This is a genomic window from Streptomyces sp. NBC_01635 (assembly GCF_045209715.1).
GTDB classification, from domain to species: Bacteria; Actinomycetota; Actinomycetes; order Streptomycetales; family Streptomycetaceae; genus Streptomyces; species Streptomyces hirsutus.
This window is the reverse complement of the sequence record NZ_CP109277.1, coordinates 6071615-6090269: the sequence shown is the minus strand read 5'-3', so window position 1 is coordinate 6090269 and position 18655 is coordinate 6071615. Positions and strand designations below refer to the sequence as shown.

Sequence of the window (18655 nt, the reverse complement as noted above, 5' to 3'; positions counted from 1 at the left end):
CTGACTCCGTCCCCGGCTCTCCCCGTCCCTGGCCCGGTTCGTCCCTGGACCCGCCCCCTGATCACGTCCCTGGACCCGCCCTCGTTCCCGCTCCCGACCTCACCTCGGCCTGGGCCCCGGTACCACCCAGTAGGTACTCTGCAACGCATGCGTGCACTTCTCGTGGTCAATCCGGCGGCAACCACCACAAGTGCGCGTACGCGCGATGTGCTGATCCACGCCCTCGCCAGTGAGATGAAGCTGGAGGCGGTCACCACCGAGTACCGCGGCCACGCACGCGACCTGGGGCGGCAGGCGGCGGAGAGCAACGACATCGACCTGGTGGTGGCCCTCGGCGGCGACGGCACGGTCAACGAGGTCGTCAACGGTCTGCTGCACGCCGGCCCCGATCCGGAGCACCTGCCCGGTCTCGCCGTGGTCCCCGGCGGCTCCACCAACGTCTTCGCCCGCGCCCTGGACCTGCCCAACCATCCCGTGGAGGCCACCGGCGCCCTGCTGGACGCCCTGCGCGAGGGCCGCGAACGCACCGTCGGTCTGGGCCTGACATCGGGCACACCCGGAACGGACGACGAAGGCGTGCCACCCCGCTGGTTCACCTTCAACGCGGGGCTGGGCTTCGACGCCGGCGTGGTCGGCCGGGTGGAACAGCACCGGGAGCGCGGCAGGAAGTCCACTCACGCGCTGTACATGCGTCAGGTCGTGCGTCAGCTGATCGGGGAACCGCACCGCCTGCACGGCGTGATAACGCTCGAGCAGCCGGGCGAGGAACCGGTCCGCGATCTGGCGCTCTCCATAGTCTCGAACGCCTCCCCGTGGACGTTTCTCGGCAATCGCCCGATCTACGCGTCACCTAAGGCCTCGTTCGATACCGGCCTCGACCTCTTCGGTCTGAAGCGGCTGTCCGCCTCCGCCCTTGCCCGGTATGGCACCCAGTTGCTCACTTCGTCCCCCGAGCGCGGACCCCGGGGCAGGCACGTGACCGCGAGGCACGACCTGACCCAGTTCACCTTGCATTCGAAGGTGCCACTGCCCCTCCAGATGGACGGCGACCACCTCGGACTGCGAACCAGCGTGACGTTCACAGGCGTTCGCCGTGCACTGCGTGTGATTGTGTGAGCGGAAAAGGCTAAAGTCCTTTCACTCGAACGTTTAGGCCAGGATCCACCCCATGGAAGTACGGCTGTGACCTAGTCGACACCGATGAATCAAAAAAAACTTTCCGGAAGGGGTTGTATCCGCCGCCGAGGTTTGCGAGTCTCTACATGGCGATCGGGACGGCCCGCAACACCGGCCTCCACAGATCACCGGAACCCCTCTTCAATCCAAGGACCACGCCAGGGAACCTGGCGTTCGGCCCTTCACTTGTTGGGGGATTCGTGAAAGCGTTCACATTCACAAGCCACATGTAGTTCATACCAAGGAGAGGTAGCAGCCATGGACTGGCGTCACAACGCCGTTTGCCGCGAGGAAGACCCCGAGCTCTTCTTCCCCATCGGCAACACCGGTCCTGCGCTGCTGCAGATCGAGGAAGCCAAGGCCGTCTGCCGTCGCTGCCCGGTGATCGAGAGCTGCCTTCAGTGGGCACTCGAATCCGGTCAGGACTCCGGCGTCTGGGGTGGTCTCAGCGAGGACGAGCGCCGCGCAATGAAGCGCCGCGCCGCCCGCAACCGGGCCCGTCAGGCCTCCGCCTGACAACCCACCCCTGCTGACAGCCTGAGCTTGGCGGCGCGTACAGCGCGTACGCATCTCCCGCCCCCGAGCCGCAGCACGCAGTTCCCCGGTGCTCCCCGAGTCCCGGCTCATCTCGAGCCGGAGGGGAACCCATCAGTCAAGCAAAAGCCCCGGACGGGACAACCGTCCGGGGCTTTTCGCTGCGCTCCGCCCTCACGGGCTCATCACGGGCCCACCACGTCACCGGCCCACGTCGCCGACCCTCCACCCGCGGCCTGCTCCCGGCGACCCACGCCTGCGGCGCCTCACTGGTCCAGACCACTGGCGCACGTCACTCGTCGTCACTTGTCCATGGCCACCGGAACGTCCAGGAGCACCCGCGTCCCCCCGTCCGGGGCCGGCACCATGTCGAAGGTGCCGCCCAACTCGCCCTCGACCAGGGTCCGTACGATGTGCAGCCCCAGGTTGCCGCCGGTGTGCGGGTCGAAGTCCGCGGGCAGACCGACGCCGTCGTCCTGGACGGTGACCAGCAGTCGGGCCTCCTTGGTGGTGCCGCCGCGGACCGCGGTCACCTCGACCGTGCCGATGTCACCCTCCCGGAAGCCGTGCTCCAGGGCGTTCTGCAGAACCTCCGTCAGCACCATCGACAGCGGGGTGGCGACCTCCGCGTCGAGTATGCCGAAGCGGCCGGTGCGCCGGCCGGTGACCTTGCCCGGCGAGATCTCGGCGACCATCGCCAGGACACGGTCGGCGATCTCGTCGAACTCCACCCGCTCGTCCAGGTTCTGGGAGAGCGTTTCGTGCACGATCGCGATGGAACCGACCCGGCGCACCGCCTCCTCCAGCGCCGCGCGGCCGCGCTCGGAGCCGATCCGCCGGGCCTGGAGGCGCAACAGCGCCGCCACCGTCTGGAGGTTGTTCTTCACCCGGTGGTGGATCTCCCGGATGGTCGCGTCCTTGGTTATCAACTCCCTTTCACGACGGCGAAGTTCGGTGACGTCCCGGAGCAGGACCAGCGACCCGATGCGGGTTCCCTTCGGCTTGAGCGGGATCGCCCGGAACTGGATCACCCCGCCGGGCGCCTCGATCTCGAACTCGCGCGGCGCCCAACCGCTGGCGACCTTCGCCAGCGCCTCGTCCACCGGCCCGCGGGAAGGCGCCAGTTCGGCGGTGGTTTGGCCGAGGTGGTGGCCGACCAGGTCGGACGCCAGGCCCATCCGGTGGTAGGCGGACAGGGCGTTCGGGGAGGCGTACTGGACGATCCCCTCGGCGTCGAGCCGGATCAGTCCGTCCCCCACACGGGGCAGCGCGTCCATGTCGAGCTGCTGGTTCGCAAACGGGAAGGCGCCGGCCGCGATCATCTGGGCGAGGTCGGAGGCGCTCTGGAGGTAGGTGAGCTCCAGCCGGCTGGGAGTACGCACGGTGAGCAGGTTGGTGTTGCGCGCGATGACCCCGAGTACGCGGCCCTCCCGCCGTACGGGAATGGACTCGACGCGGACCGGGACCTCCTCGCGCCACTCCGGGTCGCCCTCGCGCACGATCCGCCCCTCGTCCAGGGCCGCGTCCAGCATGGGGCGGCGGCCGCGCGGGACGAGATGGCCGACCATGTCGTCCTGGTACGAGGTCGGGCCGGTGTTGGGCCGCATCTGGGCGACGGAGACATAGCGGGTGCCGTCGCGGGTGGGGACCCACAGGACCAGGTCGGCGAAGGAGAGGTCGGAGAGCAGCTGCCACTCCGAGACCAGCAGGTGAAGCCACTCGAGATCGGAGTCGTCGAGAGCGGTGTGCTGGTGTACGAGTTCGTTCATGGAGGGCACGTCAGCGAGCGTACCGGGACATCGCGCCCTCCCCCGGAAGCACCCGCGGGCCGCGGCGCCTGAGAGGGACCCTCAGCCCTCCCGGCACCGCAGCCCGGAGCGACATCGGCCGCGGGGTGTGCGGTCCCGTTCGGCCGAGGGACGAGGATCCGGGGCAGTCAGGGCAGAGAGCTCCGGGTCCTCGATCCGCCTTCCTGTGCGGGGAAGGCAGGCTTGCGTGCACTGCACTGTTACGCATTGTGGACTAGACCACTACCCGTGTCCATGTGTCGGAGACTGTTCGTTGTTGTCTTTTTTCGCGATCACGCGATCACGTGCTCACGCGGCCGTCGGGACGACGGCCGAGCGGGACAACGGTCGAGCGGACATGCGGGCATCCGCCATGCACCCTATCCCGCAAGCGTGCGCCAGGGAACGGAATTCCATGGTCATTTCGGCCGACGGGCCGCGCCCGTCCCGCGCTGGGATGCTGAGGAGAGACCGGGGCGGACTCCCGCGGGGAATGCCGCCCTCCGCCTGGGAGCGGACCCCCCGCTCTGTTAGATTGATATTGGTCTAAACCACATGGCTGCCCCGCTCTCTTCCGGGGCCGGCCCCCAGACTAGTCCCCTCCCAGAACGGCAGGCTCAGCGTGGAAGTTGTCATCGTTCCGGACGCCAAGGCCGGCGGCGCGCTCATCGCCGGGGCCATGGCGGATCTCCTGCGGCGCACCCCCGACGCCCTGCTCGGCGTGGCCACCGGCTCGACGCCCCTGCCCGTCTACGAGGCGCTGGCGGCCCAGGTGCGCTCCGGCTCCGTGAACACCTCCCGGGCGAGGATCGCCCAGCTCGACGAGTACGTGGGGCTGACCGCCGACCACCCCGAGTCCTACCGCTCGGTGCTCCGGCGCGAGGTCCTGGAGCCGCTCGGCATCGGTATGGACGCCTTCATGGGCCCCGACGGCACGGCCGAGGACGTCCAGGCCGCGTGCGAGGCGTACGACAGGGCACTGACCGAGGCCGGCGGCGTCGACCTGCAACTGCTCGGCATCGGGACGGACGGGCACATCGGGTTCAACGAGCCGTGCTCCTCGCTCGTCTCGCGCACCCGGATCAAGACGCTGACCGAGCAGACCCGGGTGGACAACGCACGCTTCTTCGACGACATCGACCAGGTGCCGCACCACGTCATCACCCAGGGCATCGGCACCATCCTGGAGGCCCGCCACCTGGTCCTTCTCGCCACCGGCGAGGGCAAGGCGGACGCGGTCGCCGCGACCGTCGAGGGCCCGGTGGCCGCGGTGTGCCCGGCGTCCGCCCTGCAGCTGCACCCGCACGCCACGGTCGTCGTCGACGAGGCCGCCGCGAGCAAGCTCAAGTTCGCGGACTACTTCCGGCGCACCTACGTCAACAAGCCGGACTGGCAGGGGATCTGACCGGAAGCCCCGGGGCGCCCCTCGCTCCCACCGCCCGGGGCCGCAACGGCCCCGGGCGGCCGTGGCCCCCGGGCGGCCGCGGTGGACTAGACCAACCCCCGGCTCGGCGGTATACAGAGGGGATCACGGAGCGTACGGGGGAGAACATCCCCGGCCGCGGTCGTGCCACGATGTGGGCCGGGGCCGATGGGGTGTCGGCCGTTCGGCACTCGGAGCCGGGAAGGCAGAGCATGAGCACCGACGTCAGCACTACGGAGAACGAGGGTGGGGCTACCGTCCGTACGGCGCGCGTGCCCAAGTACTACCGGTTGAAGAAGCATCTGCTCGACATGACGGAGACGGCTCCTCCCGGTACCCCGGTCCCGCCCGAGCGCACCCTGGCGGCGGAGTTCGACACCTCGCGCACCACCGTGCGCCAGGCGCTCCAGGAGCTGGTGGTCGAGGGGCGTCTGGAGCGCATCCAGGGCAAGGGCACCTTCGTCGCCAAGCCCAAGGTCTCACAGGCGCTGCAACTCACCTCGTACACCGAGGACATGCGTGCGCAGGGTCTGGAGCCCACCTCTCAACTGCTGGAGGTCGGCTACATCACCGCCGACGACGAGCTCGCCTCACTGCTCGACATCACCGCCGGCGGGCGGGTGCTGCGCATCGAGCGGCTGCGCATGGCGAACGGCGAGCCGATGGCCATCGAGACCACCCACCTCAGCGCGAAGCGCTTCCCGGCGCTGCGCCGCAGCCTGGTCAAGTACACCTCCCTCTACACCGCACTCGCCGAGGTGTACGACGTCCATCTGGCGGAGGCCGAGGAGACCATCGAGACCTCCCTGGCCACCCCGCGCGAGGCCGGTCTGCTCGGCACCGATGTGGGGCTGCCGATGCTGATGCTCTCCCGGCACTCGCTGGACCGGGACGGACAGCCGGTGGAATGGGTGCGCTCGGTGTACCGGGGCGACCGGTACAAGTTCGTGGCCCGGCTGAAGCGCCCGCAGGACTGAGCCCGAAGCCGGACCCGACCGCCGAACCCCACCGCCGAGCCCGCAGCCCGGAGCGCTCGGAGCGGCGGCGCCGAGCCGTGGGCGGAACAGCACAAGCCGGACGGTTGACGGGAAAATCACCGCCCTCGGGTCAGCCTTCCGTGGAGTTTAAGTACGCAATCCCCGCGAGGGGTTCCGCCCCGCTCCGGCGCTGACCTAGATTTCCTGCGCATTACGCAGCGCAGGTGATCAGCGAGGGGACGGAGTCGTTCGATGTCGCAAGCCCCAGATTCCAGCAGAGGTCCGGTGGTGACGCCCGGGCGCGTCGTCATCGGCGTCTGTCTTTTAGCACCGTTCGTGGCCATGCTGTGGGTCGGCTCGTACGCGAGGACCGACCCCACCTTCATCGGCATCCCGTTCTTCTACTGGTACCAGATGCTGTGGGTGCTGCTCTCCACCGTGCTGACGGTGATCGCGTACAAGCTGTGGCAGCGTGACCAGCGTGCCCGCGCGGCGGCGAAGGGCGGTGCCGAGCGATGAACGACGGCGTGAACGGCGTGGCACTCGCCGTCTTCATCTTCTTCTTCGTCCTCGTCACGGCGATGGGGTTCCTGGCCGCCCGCTGGCGCAAGGCGGCCAACGAGAACAGTCTCGACGAATGGGGCCTGGGCGGACGGTCGTTCGGCACCTGGGTCACCTGGTTCCTGCTCGGCGGCGACCTGTACACGGCGTACACCTTCGTGGCCGTACCGGCGGCGATCTACGCGGCGGGCGCGGCGGGCTTCTTCGCCGTGCCGTACACCATCCTCGTCTACCCGCTGATCTTCACCTTCCTGCCGCGGCTGTGGTCGGTGTCGCACAAGCACGGTTATGTGACGACGTCCGACTTCGTGCGCGGCCGGTTCGGCTCGAAGGGGCTGTCGCTGGCGGTGGCGGTCACCGGCATCCTGGCGACGATGCCGTACATCGCGCTCCAGCTGGTCGGCATCCAGGCCGTGCTGGACGTGATGGGCGTTGGCGGCGGCGAGGACACCAACTGGTTCGTCAAGGACCTGCCGCTGCTGATCGCCTTCGGTGTGCTGGCGGCGTACACGTACTCGTCGGGTCTGCGGGCCCCGGCGCTGATCGCGTTCGTGAAGGACACGCTGATCTACCTCGTGATCGCGGTGGCGATCATCTACATCCCGATCAAGCTGGGCGGCTTCGACGACATCTTCGCCAGGGCGAGCGAGGCGTACAGCGAGACCAACCCGGCCACGGGCGCGCCGCGCGGTTCGCTGGTGCCGGGCGAGGCGGGGCAGTGGACGTACGCCACGCTGGCGTTGGGCTCGGCGCTCGCACTGTTCATGTACCCGCACTCGATCACCGCGACGCTGTCCTCGCGCAGCCGTGAGGTGATCCGCCGCAACACCACGATCCTGCCGTTGTACTCGCTGATGCTGGGCCTGCTGGCGCTGCTCGGCTTCATGGCGATCGCGGCCGGGGTCGAGGTCAGCAACGGGCAGCTGGCGATCCCCCAGTTGTTCGAGAACATGTTCCCGGCCTGGTTCGCCGGTGTGGCCTTCGCCGCCATCGGCATCGGGGCGCTGGTGCCGGCGGCGATCATGTCGATCGCGGCCGCGAACCTGTTCACCCGCAACATCTACAAGGACTTCATCAAGCCGGACGCGACACCCGCGCAGGAGACCAAGGTCTCCAAGGTGGTCTCGCTGCTCGTGAAGGTGGGTGCGCTGGCCTTCGTCCTCACCATGGACAAGACGGTCGCCATCAACTTCCAGCTCCTTGGCGGCATCTGGATCCTGCAGACCTTCCCGGCGCTGGTGGGCGGCCTGTTCACCCGCTGGTTCCACCGCTGGGCGCTGCTCGCGGGCTGGGCGGTCGGCATGGTCTACGGCACGGTCGCGGCGTACGGGGTGGCCTCGCCGACGCAGAAGCACTTCGGCGGCTCCTCCAAGGAGATCCCGGGCATCGGCGAGATCGGCTACATCGGTCTCACCGCCTTCGTGATCAACGCCCTGGTCACGATCGGCCTGACCTTCGTCCTGAGGGCCGTCAAGGCGCCCGAGGGCATCGACGAGACCCGGCCGCAGGACTACACGGCGGACGCGGGCGATCCGGGCGTCAGCACCGAGCTGCCCCTGGACACGGCCGATGCGGCCGATGCGACCGCCGACGGCAAGCACTGACGCAGTACGGGGGTACGGCAAGGGGCCGCCGGACGTCCGGCGGCCCCTTGCCGTACCCCCGTGGGGCACACTCGCCCCATGGACATCGTCATCCGGCCGGTGGAGCCGTACGAGTGCGAGGAACTCGGTGAGATCACCGCGCAGGCCTACCTGCGCGACGGACTGCTCGACTTCGGGGAGAACGACACGTACCTCGGTGAGCTCAGGAACGTCGCCGGGCGGGCCGCGGCCGCCGAGGTACTGGTCGCCGTGGAGGGCACCGGTGCACTTGCCGGGGAAGCGGGGGCGGGCGGGGCGGGGAGAGTGCTGGGCGGGGTGACGTTCGTGCCGCGCGGCGGGCCGATGGCCGACATCGCCGGGCCCGGCGAGGCGGAGATCCGGATGCTCGCGGTCGCCCGCGCCGCCCGGCGCCGGGGTGTCGGGGAGGCCCTCGTCCGCGCCTGTGCCGACCGGGCACGGGCCACGGAGGGGTGTGTACGCATCGTGCTGTCGACCCAGCGGACGATGCGTGCGGCCCACCGCATCTACGAGCGTCTCGGTTTCGTCCGCTCTCCCGGGCGGGACTGGAACCCTGTTCCGCACCTGGACGACATCACGCTGCTCACCTATGAGCTGACGCTCTGACACCCCTGCGGCCCTGCGTCGCCACACCCGCCGGGACACAAGATATGGGGCTGCCGAAAGCACCCGGCACAAGATGTATGCTCATGCTCGCTGTCGCCGCAGGGGAATCCGGTGCGAATCCGGAACTGTCCCGCAACGGTGTACTTGTGTGTGTTCGCGTTTTCCGCGTGCCCGCACGGGCTTCAGTCCGAGGACCTGCCGACAGTGCGCCCGGCCGTCCGGTCCGGGTGCCTGACGTCCGGGCCTCGCGGAATGGGCCGGTGGACGCGAGGCCCGTTCGCGTGCCCGTGTGCTGCCCCCTGCCCTCGCCGAGGCCCCGTGCCGAGCGAGGGAGAGCCCCACGTGACCATCGCGCCAGCCGATCCTGCTTCAGCGGTCGACGTGAGCGACGGCCCCGGTGCCGCGCTGCTGCGGACCCTGACCGAGCTGACCGCCGACCTCCCCGACGCCGACCCCGGCCGGGTCGCCGCCGCCGCGCTGCGCGGCCGGTCCGCCCGTGCGGACGAGGCCGAACTGCGGGGGCTGGCCACCGAGGCGGCGGCCGGGCTCATCTCCGAGGACCCCGTCTACTCCCGGCTCGCCGCCCGGCTGCTGACCCTCGCCATCCGCACCGAGGCCGCCTCACAGGGGGTCACGTCGTTCACCTCGTCGATCGCCACCGGGCACCGCGAGGGCCTCATCGCGGACCGGACCGCCGAGTTCGTCCTGCTGCACCCGGACCGTCTCGACGCGCTGATCGACCCCCGCGCGGACGACCGGTTCGGCTACTTCGGGCTGCGCACCCTGTACAGCCGCTATCTGCTGCGGCACCCGGTCACCCGCAAGGTCGTCGAGACGCCGCAGCACTTCCTGCTGCGGGTCGCCTCCGGTCTCGCCGAGGACGGCACCCCCCGCTCGGTGGACGAAGTCGCCTCGCTGTACGGCCTGATGAGCCGCCTGGAGTACCTGCCGTCCTCCCCCACCCTGTTCAACTCCGGTACCCGGCACCCCCAGATGTCCTCCTGCTACCTCCTCGACTCCCCCAAGGACGAACTGGACTCCCTCTACGACCGCTACCACCAGGTGGCCCGCCTCTCCAAGCACGCCGGCGGCATCGGTCTGGCCTACTCCCGCATCCGCTCGCGGGGTTCGCTGATCCGCGGTACCAACGGGCACTCCAACGGCATCGTCCCGTTCCTGAAGACCCTGGACGCCTCCGTCGCCGCCGTGAACCAGGGCGGCCGGCGCAAGGGCGCGGCGGCGGTCTACCTGGAGACCTGGCATTCGGACATCGAGGAGTTCCTGGAGCTGCGCGACAACACCGGCGAGGACGCCCGCCGTACGCACAACCTGAACCTCGCGCACTGGGTGCCGGACGAGTTCATGCGCCGGGTCGGCGCCGACGCCGCCTGGTCGCTGTTCTCCCCGTCCGACGTCCCGGACCTGGTCGACCTGTGGGGCGAGGAGTTCGACGCGGCCTACCGGGCCGCCGAGGCCGCGGGCCTGGCGCGGAAGACGATCCCCGCCCGGGAGCTGTACGGGCGCATGATGCGGACCCTCGCTCAGACCGGCAACGGCTGGATGACGTTCAAGGACGCCGCCAACCGCACCGCCAACCAGACGGCCGAGCCCGGTCACGTCGTCCACTCGTCCAACCTGTGCACGGAGATCCTCGAGGTCACCAGCGACGGGGAGACGGCGGTGTGCAACCTGGGCTCGATCAACCTCGGCGCGCTCGTCGACCCGGCGGCCGGCGACCTGGACTGGGAACGGCTGGACGAGACCGTGCGCACGGCCGTCACCTTCCTCGACCGGGTCGTGGACATCAACTTCTACCCGACCGAGCAGGCGGCCCGTTCCAACGCGCGCTGGCGGCCGGTGGGGCTGGGGGTGATGGGCCTCCAGGACGTCTTCTTCGCCCTGCGCCTGCCCTTCGACTCCCCTCAGGCCCGGCGGCTCTCCACCCGGATCGCCGAGCGCATCATGCTCGCCGCGTACGAGACCTCCGCCGGCCTCGCCGAACGCCCCCAAGCGCCTACGACAGGCTCCGGTGCAGGGGGGACCCCCATCGGCCCCCTGCCGGCGTGGGAGCACACGCGCACCGCCCGGGGCGTACTGCACCCCGACCACTACGAGACCGAACTCGCCTGGCCCGAGCGCTGGTCGGCGCTGCGCGAACGGATCGCCTCCGTCGGCATGCGCAACTCGCTGCTGCTGGCGATCGCGCCGACCGCCACCATCGCGTCCATCGCGGGCGTGTACGAGTGCATCGAGCCGCAGGTGTCCAACCTGTTCAAGCGCGAGACGCTGTCCGGGGAGTTCCTCCAGGTCAACTCGTATCTGGTGAACGACCTGAAGCGGCTGGGCGTGTGGGACGCGCGGACCCGCGAGGCACTGCGCGAGGCCGGCGGCTCGGTGCAGGACTTCACCTGGATCCCCGAGGAGGTGCGCGGCCTGTACCGGACCGCGTGGGAGATCCCGCAGCGCGCCCTGATCGACATGGCCGCCGACCGCACCCCGTTCCTGGACCAGTCGCAGTCGCTGAACCTGTTCATGGAGACGCCGACCATCGGCAAGCTCTCCTCGATGTACGCCTACGCCTGGAAGCGGGGCCTGAAGACCACGTACTACCTGCGCTCCCGGCCGGCGACCCGCATCGCCCGCGCGGCCCAGGCGCAGACCACCGCCGCCACCGGCCCCGTTCCCGCCCCTGTCCCCACCCGGCAGCCGGCCGCCGATCCCGAAGCCGTCGCCTGCTCCCTTGAGAACCCCGAGTCCTGCGAGGCCTGCCAGTAATGACCACCGCCCCCCGAACCCAGAACCTGCTCGACCCGGGCTTCGAACTCACCCTGCGCCCCATGCGTTACCCCGACTTCTACGAGCGCTACCGGGACGCGATCAAGAACACCTGGACCGTGGAGGAGGTCGACCTCCACTCGGACGTCGCCGACCTCGCGAGGATGAGCCCCGCCGAACAGCATCTGATCGGCCGTCTGGTGGCCTTCTTCGCCACCGGCGACTCGATCGTGGCCAACAACCTGGTGCTCACCCTCTACAAGCACATCAACTCCCCGGAGGCGCGGCTGTACCTGTCGCGGCAGCTCTTCGAGGAGGCGGTGCACGTCCAGTTCTATCTGACCCTGCTGGACACCTACCTGCCCGATCCGGAGGACCGGACGGCCGCGTTCGCGGCGGTGGAGAACATCCCGTCCATCCGGGAGAAGGCGGAGTTCTGCTTCCGGTGGATGGACTCGGTGGAGAAGCTCGACCGGCTGGAGACACGGTCCGACCGCCGCCGCTTCCTCCTCAACCTGATCTGCTTCGCCGCGTGCATCGAGGGCCTGTTCTTCTACGGGGCGTTCGCCTACGTGTACTGGTTCCGCAGCCGGGGCCTGCTGCACGGTCTCGCGACCGGCACCAACTGGGTGTTCCGGGACGAGACGATGCACATGTCCTTCGCCTTCGACGTGGTCGACACCGTCCGCAAGGAGGAGCCGGACCTGTTCGACGACGAGCTTCAGCAGCAGGTGACGGACATGCTGCGCGAGGCGGTCGAGGCGGAGCTGCAGTTCGGGCGCGACCTGTGCGGTGACGGGCTGCCGGGCATGAACACCGAGTCGATGCGGCAGTACCTGGAGTGCGTGGCCGACCAGCGGCTCACCCGGCTGGGCTTCGCTCCGGTGTACGGCTCGGACAATCCGTTCTCGTTCATGGAGCTCCAGGGGGTCCAGGAACTGACGAACTTCTTCGAGCGGCGTCCGTCCGCGTACCAGGTCGCCGTGGAGGGCACGGTCGACCTGGACGAGGAGTTCTAGAGCCGGTCCGGCCCGGGGAGGTCTCTCCTCCCCGGGCTGCCGGCCCGGGCGCCGCCCGCCGGCGCCCGCGTCTCACGCCGCGCGCGCGGTGCGGTGCGGGGTGGCACTCCGCGCGGAACGGGACCCCGAGGTCCGCTCCGGCCGGGACGGCCCGGTGGGGGCGTGGCGCCGCTCGGCGGCGGCGCGGTCGGTCCCGGCCCGCTCGAGCTGTCGGTCGATCCTCCGCTCGTGCGCGATGCCGATGACGGCGGGGAGGACCATCAGGACTAGCAGTCCGAGAACGGTCAGCATTGCGATCAGCGCTTCCACATGTGTCGTCTCCATGGACACCACTGTCACGCCGGACGCTCCTTACCGAACAGTGGCAGGACTGCCGCACACCCTCGATTTACTGCCAGCGGCAAGGCACACTGGGGTCATGCTCCGCAATGTGGCCGCCGTCCTGCTCGACCGCGTGAACCCCTTCGAACTCGGCGTCGTCTGCGAGGTCTTCGGCATCGACCGCAGCGACGACGGCCTGCCCGTCTACGACTTCGCGGTCGCCTCCGCCGAAGGCCCCTCGCTGCGCAGCAACACGGGCTTCTCGCTCCAGGTCGAGCACGGCCTGGAGCGGCTGGAGGCGGCGGACCTCATCGCCGTGCCCGCCGGGTCGTGCTACGAGACGCGGGACTTCCCGCCCGGGCTGCTGGACGCGCTGCGCCGGGGCGTGGACCGGGGCGCCCGGGTGCTCAGCGTCTGCTCCGGCGTGTTCGTCCTCGCCGCCGCCGGCCTCCTCGACGGCCGGCGCGCCGCCGCCCACTGGCGGCACGCGGACGCGCTGACCAGGAGGTACCCCCACCTGACCGTCGAACCGGATGTGCTCTACGTCGACGAGGACCCGGTGATCACCTCCGCTGGCACCGCCGCCGGGATCGACGCCTGTCTGCATCTCGTGCGCAAGGAGCAGGGTCCCGAGGTCGCCAACCGGATCGCCCGGCGCATGGTGGTGCCCCCGCACCGCGACGGGGGCCAGGCCCAGTACATCGAGCGCCCGCTGCCGCCGCCCGGCGGCGACACCGTGTCCGAGGTGCTGGTGTGGATGGAGCGGCATCTCGACGAGGAGGTGACCGTCGAGCAGCTCGCGGCCCGCGCCCACATGTCCCCGCGCACGTTCGCCCGCCGCTTCCAGCAGGAGACCGGCACCACGCCGTACCGCTGGATCCTGCGCCAGCGGGTGCTGCTGGCGCAGCATCTGCTGGAGGCGACGGACGAGACGGTGGACACGGTCGCGGGCCGCACCGGTTTCGGTAACGCGGCCGCGCTGCGCCACCACTTCGTGCGCGCCGTGGGGACGACCCCGAACGCCTACCGGCGGACGTTCAGGGGCCCGGAGGCCGCCTGAACGTCCGCCGCGCGGCCGGTCAGCGGGACAGCGCCCGCAGCATCAGCCGGCGCGGCCGGAGGGTGATGCCGATCCGGGGCCGGGTGTCGGAACCGGGCGCGTGCTCGAACCGGTAGGCGGAGGCGACCGCCGCGGTGATGAGCGTGAGCTCGGCCATCGAGAAGTGGTCACTGGGGCATTTCCGGTTGCCCACGCTGAACGGACTCATCGCGTGCCTGGGCACGTCCCCGGCCCGCTCCGGAAGCCAGCGGTCCGGGTCGAACTCCTCGTTCCGCTCGTACGACCGTCCATCGCGCTGGATGGCGTACGGGCTGTAGATGAGGTCCGCCCCCCGGGGAATGCGGTATCCGCCGAGTTCCGTGTCGGTCACCGCCCGGCGCGTCAATATCCATACGGCCGGATACAGCCGCAGGGTCTCGGTGACGACATTCGCGGTGTACGTCAGCTTTCGGACGTCCTCGAATGCGACGGGGCGGTCACCGACGACGGTTTTCACCTCGTCGCGGATCTTGTCGCCGAGTTCCGGGTGCTCGGTGAGAACCAGGAGGAGCGACATGACGGTGGCTCCGATGGTTTCACTGCCGGGGGTGAGGATGGCGATGACCTGATCGTGGATCTCCTGTTCCCCGATGGGCTCACCATTCTCGTCCTTCGCCTCCAGCAAAGCCGTCAGCAAATCGTCCGGTTTTTGACCGCTCGCCCGTCGGTCGGCGACGATCTCGTCGACCAGGACATGCAAATCGGCCAGCGCCCGGTTGAATTCGCGGTTGGCCGGAAGCGGCACCTTATAAAGCGGTCCGAGCGGTACCACCATGCGCTGGTACATACCGCTGAACAGCGTGGCGAGGTCGGCGCAGATGCGCTCGGTCCGGGCGTCCATGTAACTGCCGCGCATCAGGCAGCGGGCGGCGATCCGGACGGCCACGCAGAAGGACTCCGCCGTGACGTCCAGCACCTCGCCGGAGCGCCAGCGCTCCACGAGCGCATACGCCTCCTCCGCCATGATCGGCCCGTACGCGGGGATCGCGTCGAGCCGGAACGCGGGCTGGATGGTGCGGCGCTGACGCCGGTGCAGCGGGCCGTTGGCGGTGGCGACGCCCTCCTCTCCGAGCAGTCCCTCCAGGGACTCCCACAGCGGCCCGGCGATGATGTAGTCGGGGCTCAGCGCCACCGCCCCGGTGAGGGCGGGGGTGGTGACGGCGTACACCGTCTTCGGTCCGATCTTGATGCGCACGACGTCGCCGTGATCGCGCAGTTGGGCCATGAAGGCCAGCGGATCGCGCACCAGTTTCCAGCCGTGGCCGAGGAGGGGGACACCTCCGCCGGCCAAGGGCGGCTCGCGCAGCGCGGTCGCCTCGGACGCTCCGGGTTTCACCGACTCGACGGTCATTTCTCACCTGCCGCTTCGTTGTTGACGTACGGGGGCGTGGACCGGTCGTCCCAGCTGTCGACCATGTACCGGCCGGACTCGTGGTGGAACCAGTAGACGGAACTGAACCAGTTCCGCATGTTTCCGAGGCAGGCCCGCACGGCCGCGCCCCGTTCCTTCCCTCCCACCGTGCCGTCGTCGAGACCGTCGGCGAATCGTAAGGCTCCCTGTTCCGCGTCGAGGAATTCGGTGATGCATTCCTCGACGCGGCGCCTCACATCGACGACCGCCTCTTCGAGGGTGAGCCCCTCATGGACGATGAGACTGATCCCGAGATTATGCACCTCATTACCCGCCAATTCTTTCGGGAGCGAGCAGAGGTCGTTGTACCAGGCGGCGAATTCCTGACTCAGCAGGGCCGCCTTCCGATAGGACGGGTTCTTTCGTACGCTGTCCGGCAGTTCACAGCCCGCGCTCGGCTCCAGGAGATCGGTCCAGATCCAGTGCGCGAAGGTGAGCCGGCGCAGTTCCAGATATTCCTCGACAGTGGGGACGATTCCCTCCGCACGATTGCGGAATTCCCGGTCGTACGCCTCGATCACCGTGTGGAAGTGCCGGGCGAACCGGGCGTTCCACGTGTCCGGAAGGAACGAGTACAGCCGCCGCACACTGTCCGCGAGCCCGGACACCAGTGCGTCCCCGTGATGCAGGTGGTCCGTGGGACTGTCGAGAGCCGTGTGCAGGTGGTCCTTCAGCCGCCGCCAGGCGTCGGGGCGGCCGTGCACGATGTCGCGGTCGTGCCGGTCGTCCCAGACGAAGAACCACGCGCTGTAGTCCGCTATCGCCTGGAGGACCTCGTCGGCGGCATCTGTGTAGTAGCCCGCCATGAGGTCCGTGTAGCACAGTCCGTCGGCATATTCCTCCACCTTGTCCGCCGGCATCAGCCGCTTTTCGAGCAGCCACGCGCGGGTTTCCTCCTGGAGCTTCGGCCAATACGGATGGAGCTGCCGAGGAAACGCCGCCTCGATCACCGGGAGAGACAGCGCCGGTGGAACTGCGATGGTGGTCGGTTTCGATGTGGTGCCGTGTGACAAAGCATGCACGAACAATCCCCTCTCAGCCGCCAGTCGGCGTGCGCCCCTTCCCCTGTGCCGGACGCACGCCCATGCGTATCCCCACCCCACCATTCAGCACCACAACTGACCGTCCTGGGAACGCATTTGCCTCCTTCACTACCCGACGGTGCCGAGATCCTCCCCTTGCGTGTCCGGTTTCGGGCCGTCCGTCCATCGAGGGGTCGAACACCTGACGGAAGGACGAACGGCGCCTGGTCCGGAGGGGACACCGGACCAGGCGCCGTGCGCGAGGAAGTTCCGCGAACCAGGGAGCCGAAGCACCCTGGCGGTCATGAATGGGGCAGGGGGTCAGTCGTTGGCGACCACGGGATAGCGCGGCTCGTTCTCGGCCATCTGCCGCAGCGCGTCCTTGCGTTCCCGCTTGGAGAGCCGGTCGATGTACAGGTAGCCGTAGAGATGATCCGTCTCGTGCTGCAAACACCGTGCGAAGTAGCCGGTACCGCGCACCTTGACCGGGTTGCCCAGCTCGTCCTGACCGGTCACCTCGGCGTAGTCGGGCCGGGCCAGCGGCGCGTACGCGGTGGGGACCGACAGGCAGCCCTCGTTGGAGTCGTCCAGCCGGCGCTTCTCGGCGGGCAGTTCGACCAGCTCGGGGTTGCAGACCACGCCGACGTGGCGCGCGCCGTCGTCGTCCGGGCAGTCGTAGACGAAGACCTTCAGGTCGACGCCGATCTGGTTGGCGGCCAGGCCCACGCCCTCGGCGGTGCGCTGGCTGGCGAACATGTCCGCGACCAGCTGCTGGAAGTCCGGGCCGAAGTCGGTGACGTCCCGGCACTCCTTGTGCAGCACCGGGTTGCCGACCACGGTGATCGGCCGCGAGGTGCCGCGCTCGACCCAGGCGGCCTCGCGCTCCGCGCCGCCCTCCGTGTCGATGACGTACCCCTCCTCGTCGACGGGGAGCACGCCCGCGTGCTGCTGATCGGTGTCCTGCTGAGCCATGACCGACGTACGCCTTCCTGGAAAACATGGGGTGTGATGCTGGTACAGGGTACGGCGAACGGCCCGCCCGCCGACCGGCCAGCGCCCTGTCCGACGACCGGCCCGGTGAACGCCCTAGCAGACCTCTTCGAGATCCCGCCAGTCCCGCGAGTCCGGACTGTCCGCGACCCATCCGTCCAGCAGACCGCGGACCAGTGAGGGCGGCGCGGCGAGCCCGCACTCGCGCTCCGGCACCCACAACTGCCCGTCGGTGCGGTGGCCGAGCGGTCCGGGATGCCCCGGCTCACTGTGGTCGTGCGGGTCGAGGTGCTCTCCTTCGCCCTCGTCGGACGGCATCCGGGACTCCGAGCACATCCGGCACAGCAGCCGCACCGACGACGACCAGTCCTCGGCGGCGAACCCGGCGTCCGCGGCCAGTTGCTCCAGGGCGTCCCGGTCGGCCTCGCTCGCGGCCTCCAGCAGGACCACCCAGGTCGGCACCGGTGAGGGCGCCCACAACTCGATCTCGTCGAACACCGGGTAGGTGTGCCCGGCGGCCGTGCTCCGCTCGCCGTGCGGCACCCCGTCGTGCAGGACGACCTCGCCCCAGCGGCGGCCGGAGGACGGCAGCGGAATGGACAGCACCTCGATCCGGGCGGGATCGAGCCGCCGGCCCCAGACGACCTCGGCCTCCCCCTCCGGGGACAGCCGTACCGCCGCGCTGCCCAGGTCCATGCCGAGCGGTTCGCCGGAGTCGGTGGGGCTCCCGGGCACCTTCAGCCCGTAGGCCTGCCAGGCGCGGCGGGCCAGCGGCCAGTCCTGCAGGGCGGTGGCGGCGATGCCGACGTTCCACCAGTCCGGCGCTCCGGCGTCCCGGTCGAGCAGGGCCACGGCCCTGAGCCCCGCGGACCGCGCCTGCTCCCAGTCGTGGCGGAACTTGTGCAGCAGCGCGAGGTTGAACCAGGACTCCGACAGCCAGGGCTCCAGATCGGCGGCCCGGGTGAGCAGCGCGCCCGCGTCCTCGTAGCGGCCGTCGCCGATGAGTGTGAACGCCCGGTCGGTGGCCTGCCGCCAGGAGGCGGAGGGCCTGTTCCGTCCCTTGCCGAAGATCCTCACGATTCCCGCCTGCCAGTTCCGTGCGGTGGGCGGCCTAGCCCCCGGACACCGTCTCCTTCGCATCCAACCACGTACGGCTGGAAGGGCGCTCATTACCCATGGGTTACCCCGGGCCCGCCCGGGTCAGACCGTCCCGTTCGCGGCTCTCGCCGCGCTCGGGCGCCGTCCTCGCGCCGGTCCTCGCGCCCCTTCCCCCGGCACACCCGAAGTCGTCCTCGTCGCCCCTGCTCACCGCGCCGTCCTCATCCTCACATC

At 69.7% G+C, this 18655-nt stretch carries 16 protein-coding genes and 1 riboswitch; of the genes, 10 read left to right on the top strand and 6 right to left on the bottom strand.

The window, feature by feature from the left end; translation table 11 throughout:
• Positions 1-147: 147 nt before the first annotated feature.
• Complete coding sequence (locus OHB56_RS28395; protein ID WP_326754684.1) at positions 148-1116, top strand: diacylglycerol kinase family protein; 969 nt, start codon at positions 148-150, stop codon at positions 1114-1116.
• Positions 1117-1434: 318 nt separating this feature from the next.
• Positions 1435-1692 carry a WhiB family transcriptional regulator gene (locus tag OHB56_RS28390; RefSeq protein ID WP_030219886.1) on the top strand — a complete coding sequence of 86 codons (258 nt, stop codon included), beginning with the start codon at positions 1435-1437 and terminating at the stop codon, positions 1690-1692.
• A gap of 320 nt (positions 1693-2012) precedes the next feature.
• On the opposite strand, the gene OHB56_RS28385 is transcribed toward OHB56_RS28390, so the two are convergent.
• Positions 2013-3479: a PAS domain-containing sensor histidine kinase gene (locus OHB56_RS28385; RefSeq protein ID WP_326754683.1), complete on the bottom strand. Its 1467-nt coding sequence runs from the start codon at positions 3477-3479 to the stop codon at positions 2013-2015.
• 640 nt (positions 3480-4119) lie between these two features.
• On the opposite strand from OHB56_RS28385, the gene nagB reads away from it, so the two are divergent.
• From nagB to OHB56_RS28350, 7 genes are all read left to right on the top strand, one after another.
• Complete coding sequence (gene nagB / locus OHB56_RS28380; protein ID WP_326754682.1) at positions 4120-4902, top strand: glucosamine-6-phosphate deaminase; 783 nt, start codon at positions 4120-4122, stop codon at positions 4900-4902.
• Positions 4903-5132: 230 nt separating this feature from the next.
• Positions 5133-5897: a GntR family transcriptional regulator gene (locus tag OHB56_RS28375; RefSeq protein WP_055629794.1), complete on the top strand. Its 765-nt coding sequence runs from the start codon at positions 5133-5135 to the stop codon at positions 5895-5897.
• A 252-nt stretch (positions 5898-6149) separates the two neighbouring features.
• Positions 6150-6416, top strand: a complete 267-nt coding sequence (locus OHB56_RS28370; protein WP_055597707.1) for a DUF3311 domain-containing protein — start codon at positions 6150-6152, stop codon at positions 6414-6416.
• A complete protein-coding gene (gene mctP, locus OHB56_RS28365) occupies positions 6413-8062 on the top strand; it encodes a monocarboxylate uptake permease MctP (RefSeq protein ID WP_406356379.1) in 1650 nt (549 codons plus the stop codon). The genes OHB56_RS28370 and mctP overlap by 4 nt, the downstream gene beginning before the upstream one ends.
• 78 nt (positions 8063-8140) lie before the next feature.
• Positions 8141-8686 carry a GNAT family N-acetyltransferase gene (locus tag OHB56_RS28360; RefSeq protein ID WP_406356377.1) on the top strand — a complete coding sequence of 182 codons (546 nt, stop codon included), beginning with the start codon at positions 8141-8143 and terminating at the stop codon, positions 8684-8686.
• Positions 8687-8788: 102 nt separating this feature from the next.
• A riboswitch (cobalamin riboswitch) is annotated at positions 8789-8882 on the top strand.
• Between the two features lie 146 nt (positions 8883-9028).
• Positions 9029-11461: a ribonucleoside-diphosphate reductase subunit alpha gene (locus OHB56_RS28355; RefSeq protein ID WP_406356375.1), complete on the top strand. Its 2433-nt coding sequence runs from the start codon at positions 9029-9031 to the stop codon at positions 11459-11461.
• Positions 11461-12480, top strand: coding sequence for a ribonucleotide-diphosphate reductase subunit beta (locus OHB56_RS28350; RefSeq protein ID WP_055595635.1), 1020 nt, complete (start codon positions 11461-11463; stop codon positions 12478-12480). The genes OHB56_RS28355 and OHB56_RS28350 overlap by 1 nt, the downstream gene beginning before the upstream one ends.
• A 72-nt stretch (positions 12481-12552) precedes the next feature.
• Here OHB56_RS28350 and OHB56_RS28345 read toward each other — a convergent pair whose 3' ends face one another.
• Positions 12553-12819: a hypothetical protein gene (locus OHB56_RS28345; protein WP_406356373.1), complete on the bottom strand. Its 267-nt coding sequence runs from the start codon at positions 12817-12819 to the stop codon at positions 12553-12555.
• A 79-nt stretch (positions 12820-12898) separates the two neighbouring features.
• On the opposite strand from OHB56_RS28345, the gene OHB56_RS28340 reads away from it, so the two are divergent.
• On the top strand, positions 12899-13861 hold the full coding sequence (locus OHB56_RS28340) for a helix-turn-helix domain-containing protein (RefSeq protein ID WP_406356372.1): 963 nt from the start codon (positions 12899-12901) through the stop codon (positions 13859-13861).
• A 19-nt stretch (positions 13862-13880) separates the two neighbouring features.
• Here the strand turns inward: OHB56_RS28340 and OHB56_RS28335 are convergent, their stop codons facing one another.
• From OHB56_RS28335 to OHB56_RS28320, 4 genes are all read right to left on the bottom strand, one after another.
• On the bottom strand, positions 13881-15251 hold the full coding sequence (locus OHB56_RS28335) for a cytochrome P450 (RefSeq protein ID WP_326754674.1): 1371 nt from the start codon (positions 15249-15251) through the stop codon (positions 13881-13883).
• Positions 15248-16333: an epi-isozizaene synthase gene (cyc1, locus tag OHB56_RS28330; RefSeq protein WP_326754673.1), complete on the bottom strand. Its 1086-nt coding sequence runs from the start codon at positions 16331-16333 to the stop codon at positions 15248-15250. Before cyc1 ends, OHB56_RS28335 begins: the two co-directional genes overlap by 4 nt.
• A gap of 321 nt (positions 16334-16654) precedes the next feature.
• Positions 16655-17305: a peptide deformylase gene (def, locus tag OHB56_RS28325; protein WP_055595638.1), complete on the bottom strand. Its 651-nt coding sequence runs from the start codon at positions 17303-17305 to the stop codon at positions 16655-16657.
• A 114-nt stretch (positions 17306-17419) separates the two neighbouring features.
• On the bottom strand, positions 17420-18400 hold the full coding sequence (locus OHB56_RS28320; protein WP_326754672.1) for a hypothetical protein: 981 nt from the start codon (positions 18398-18400) through the stop codon (positions 17420-17422).
• Positions 18401-18655 lie beyond the last annotated feature (255 nt).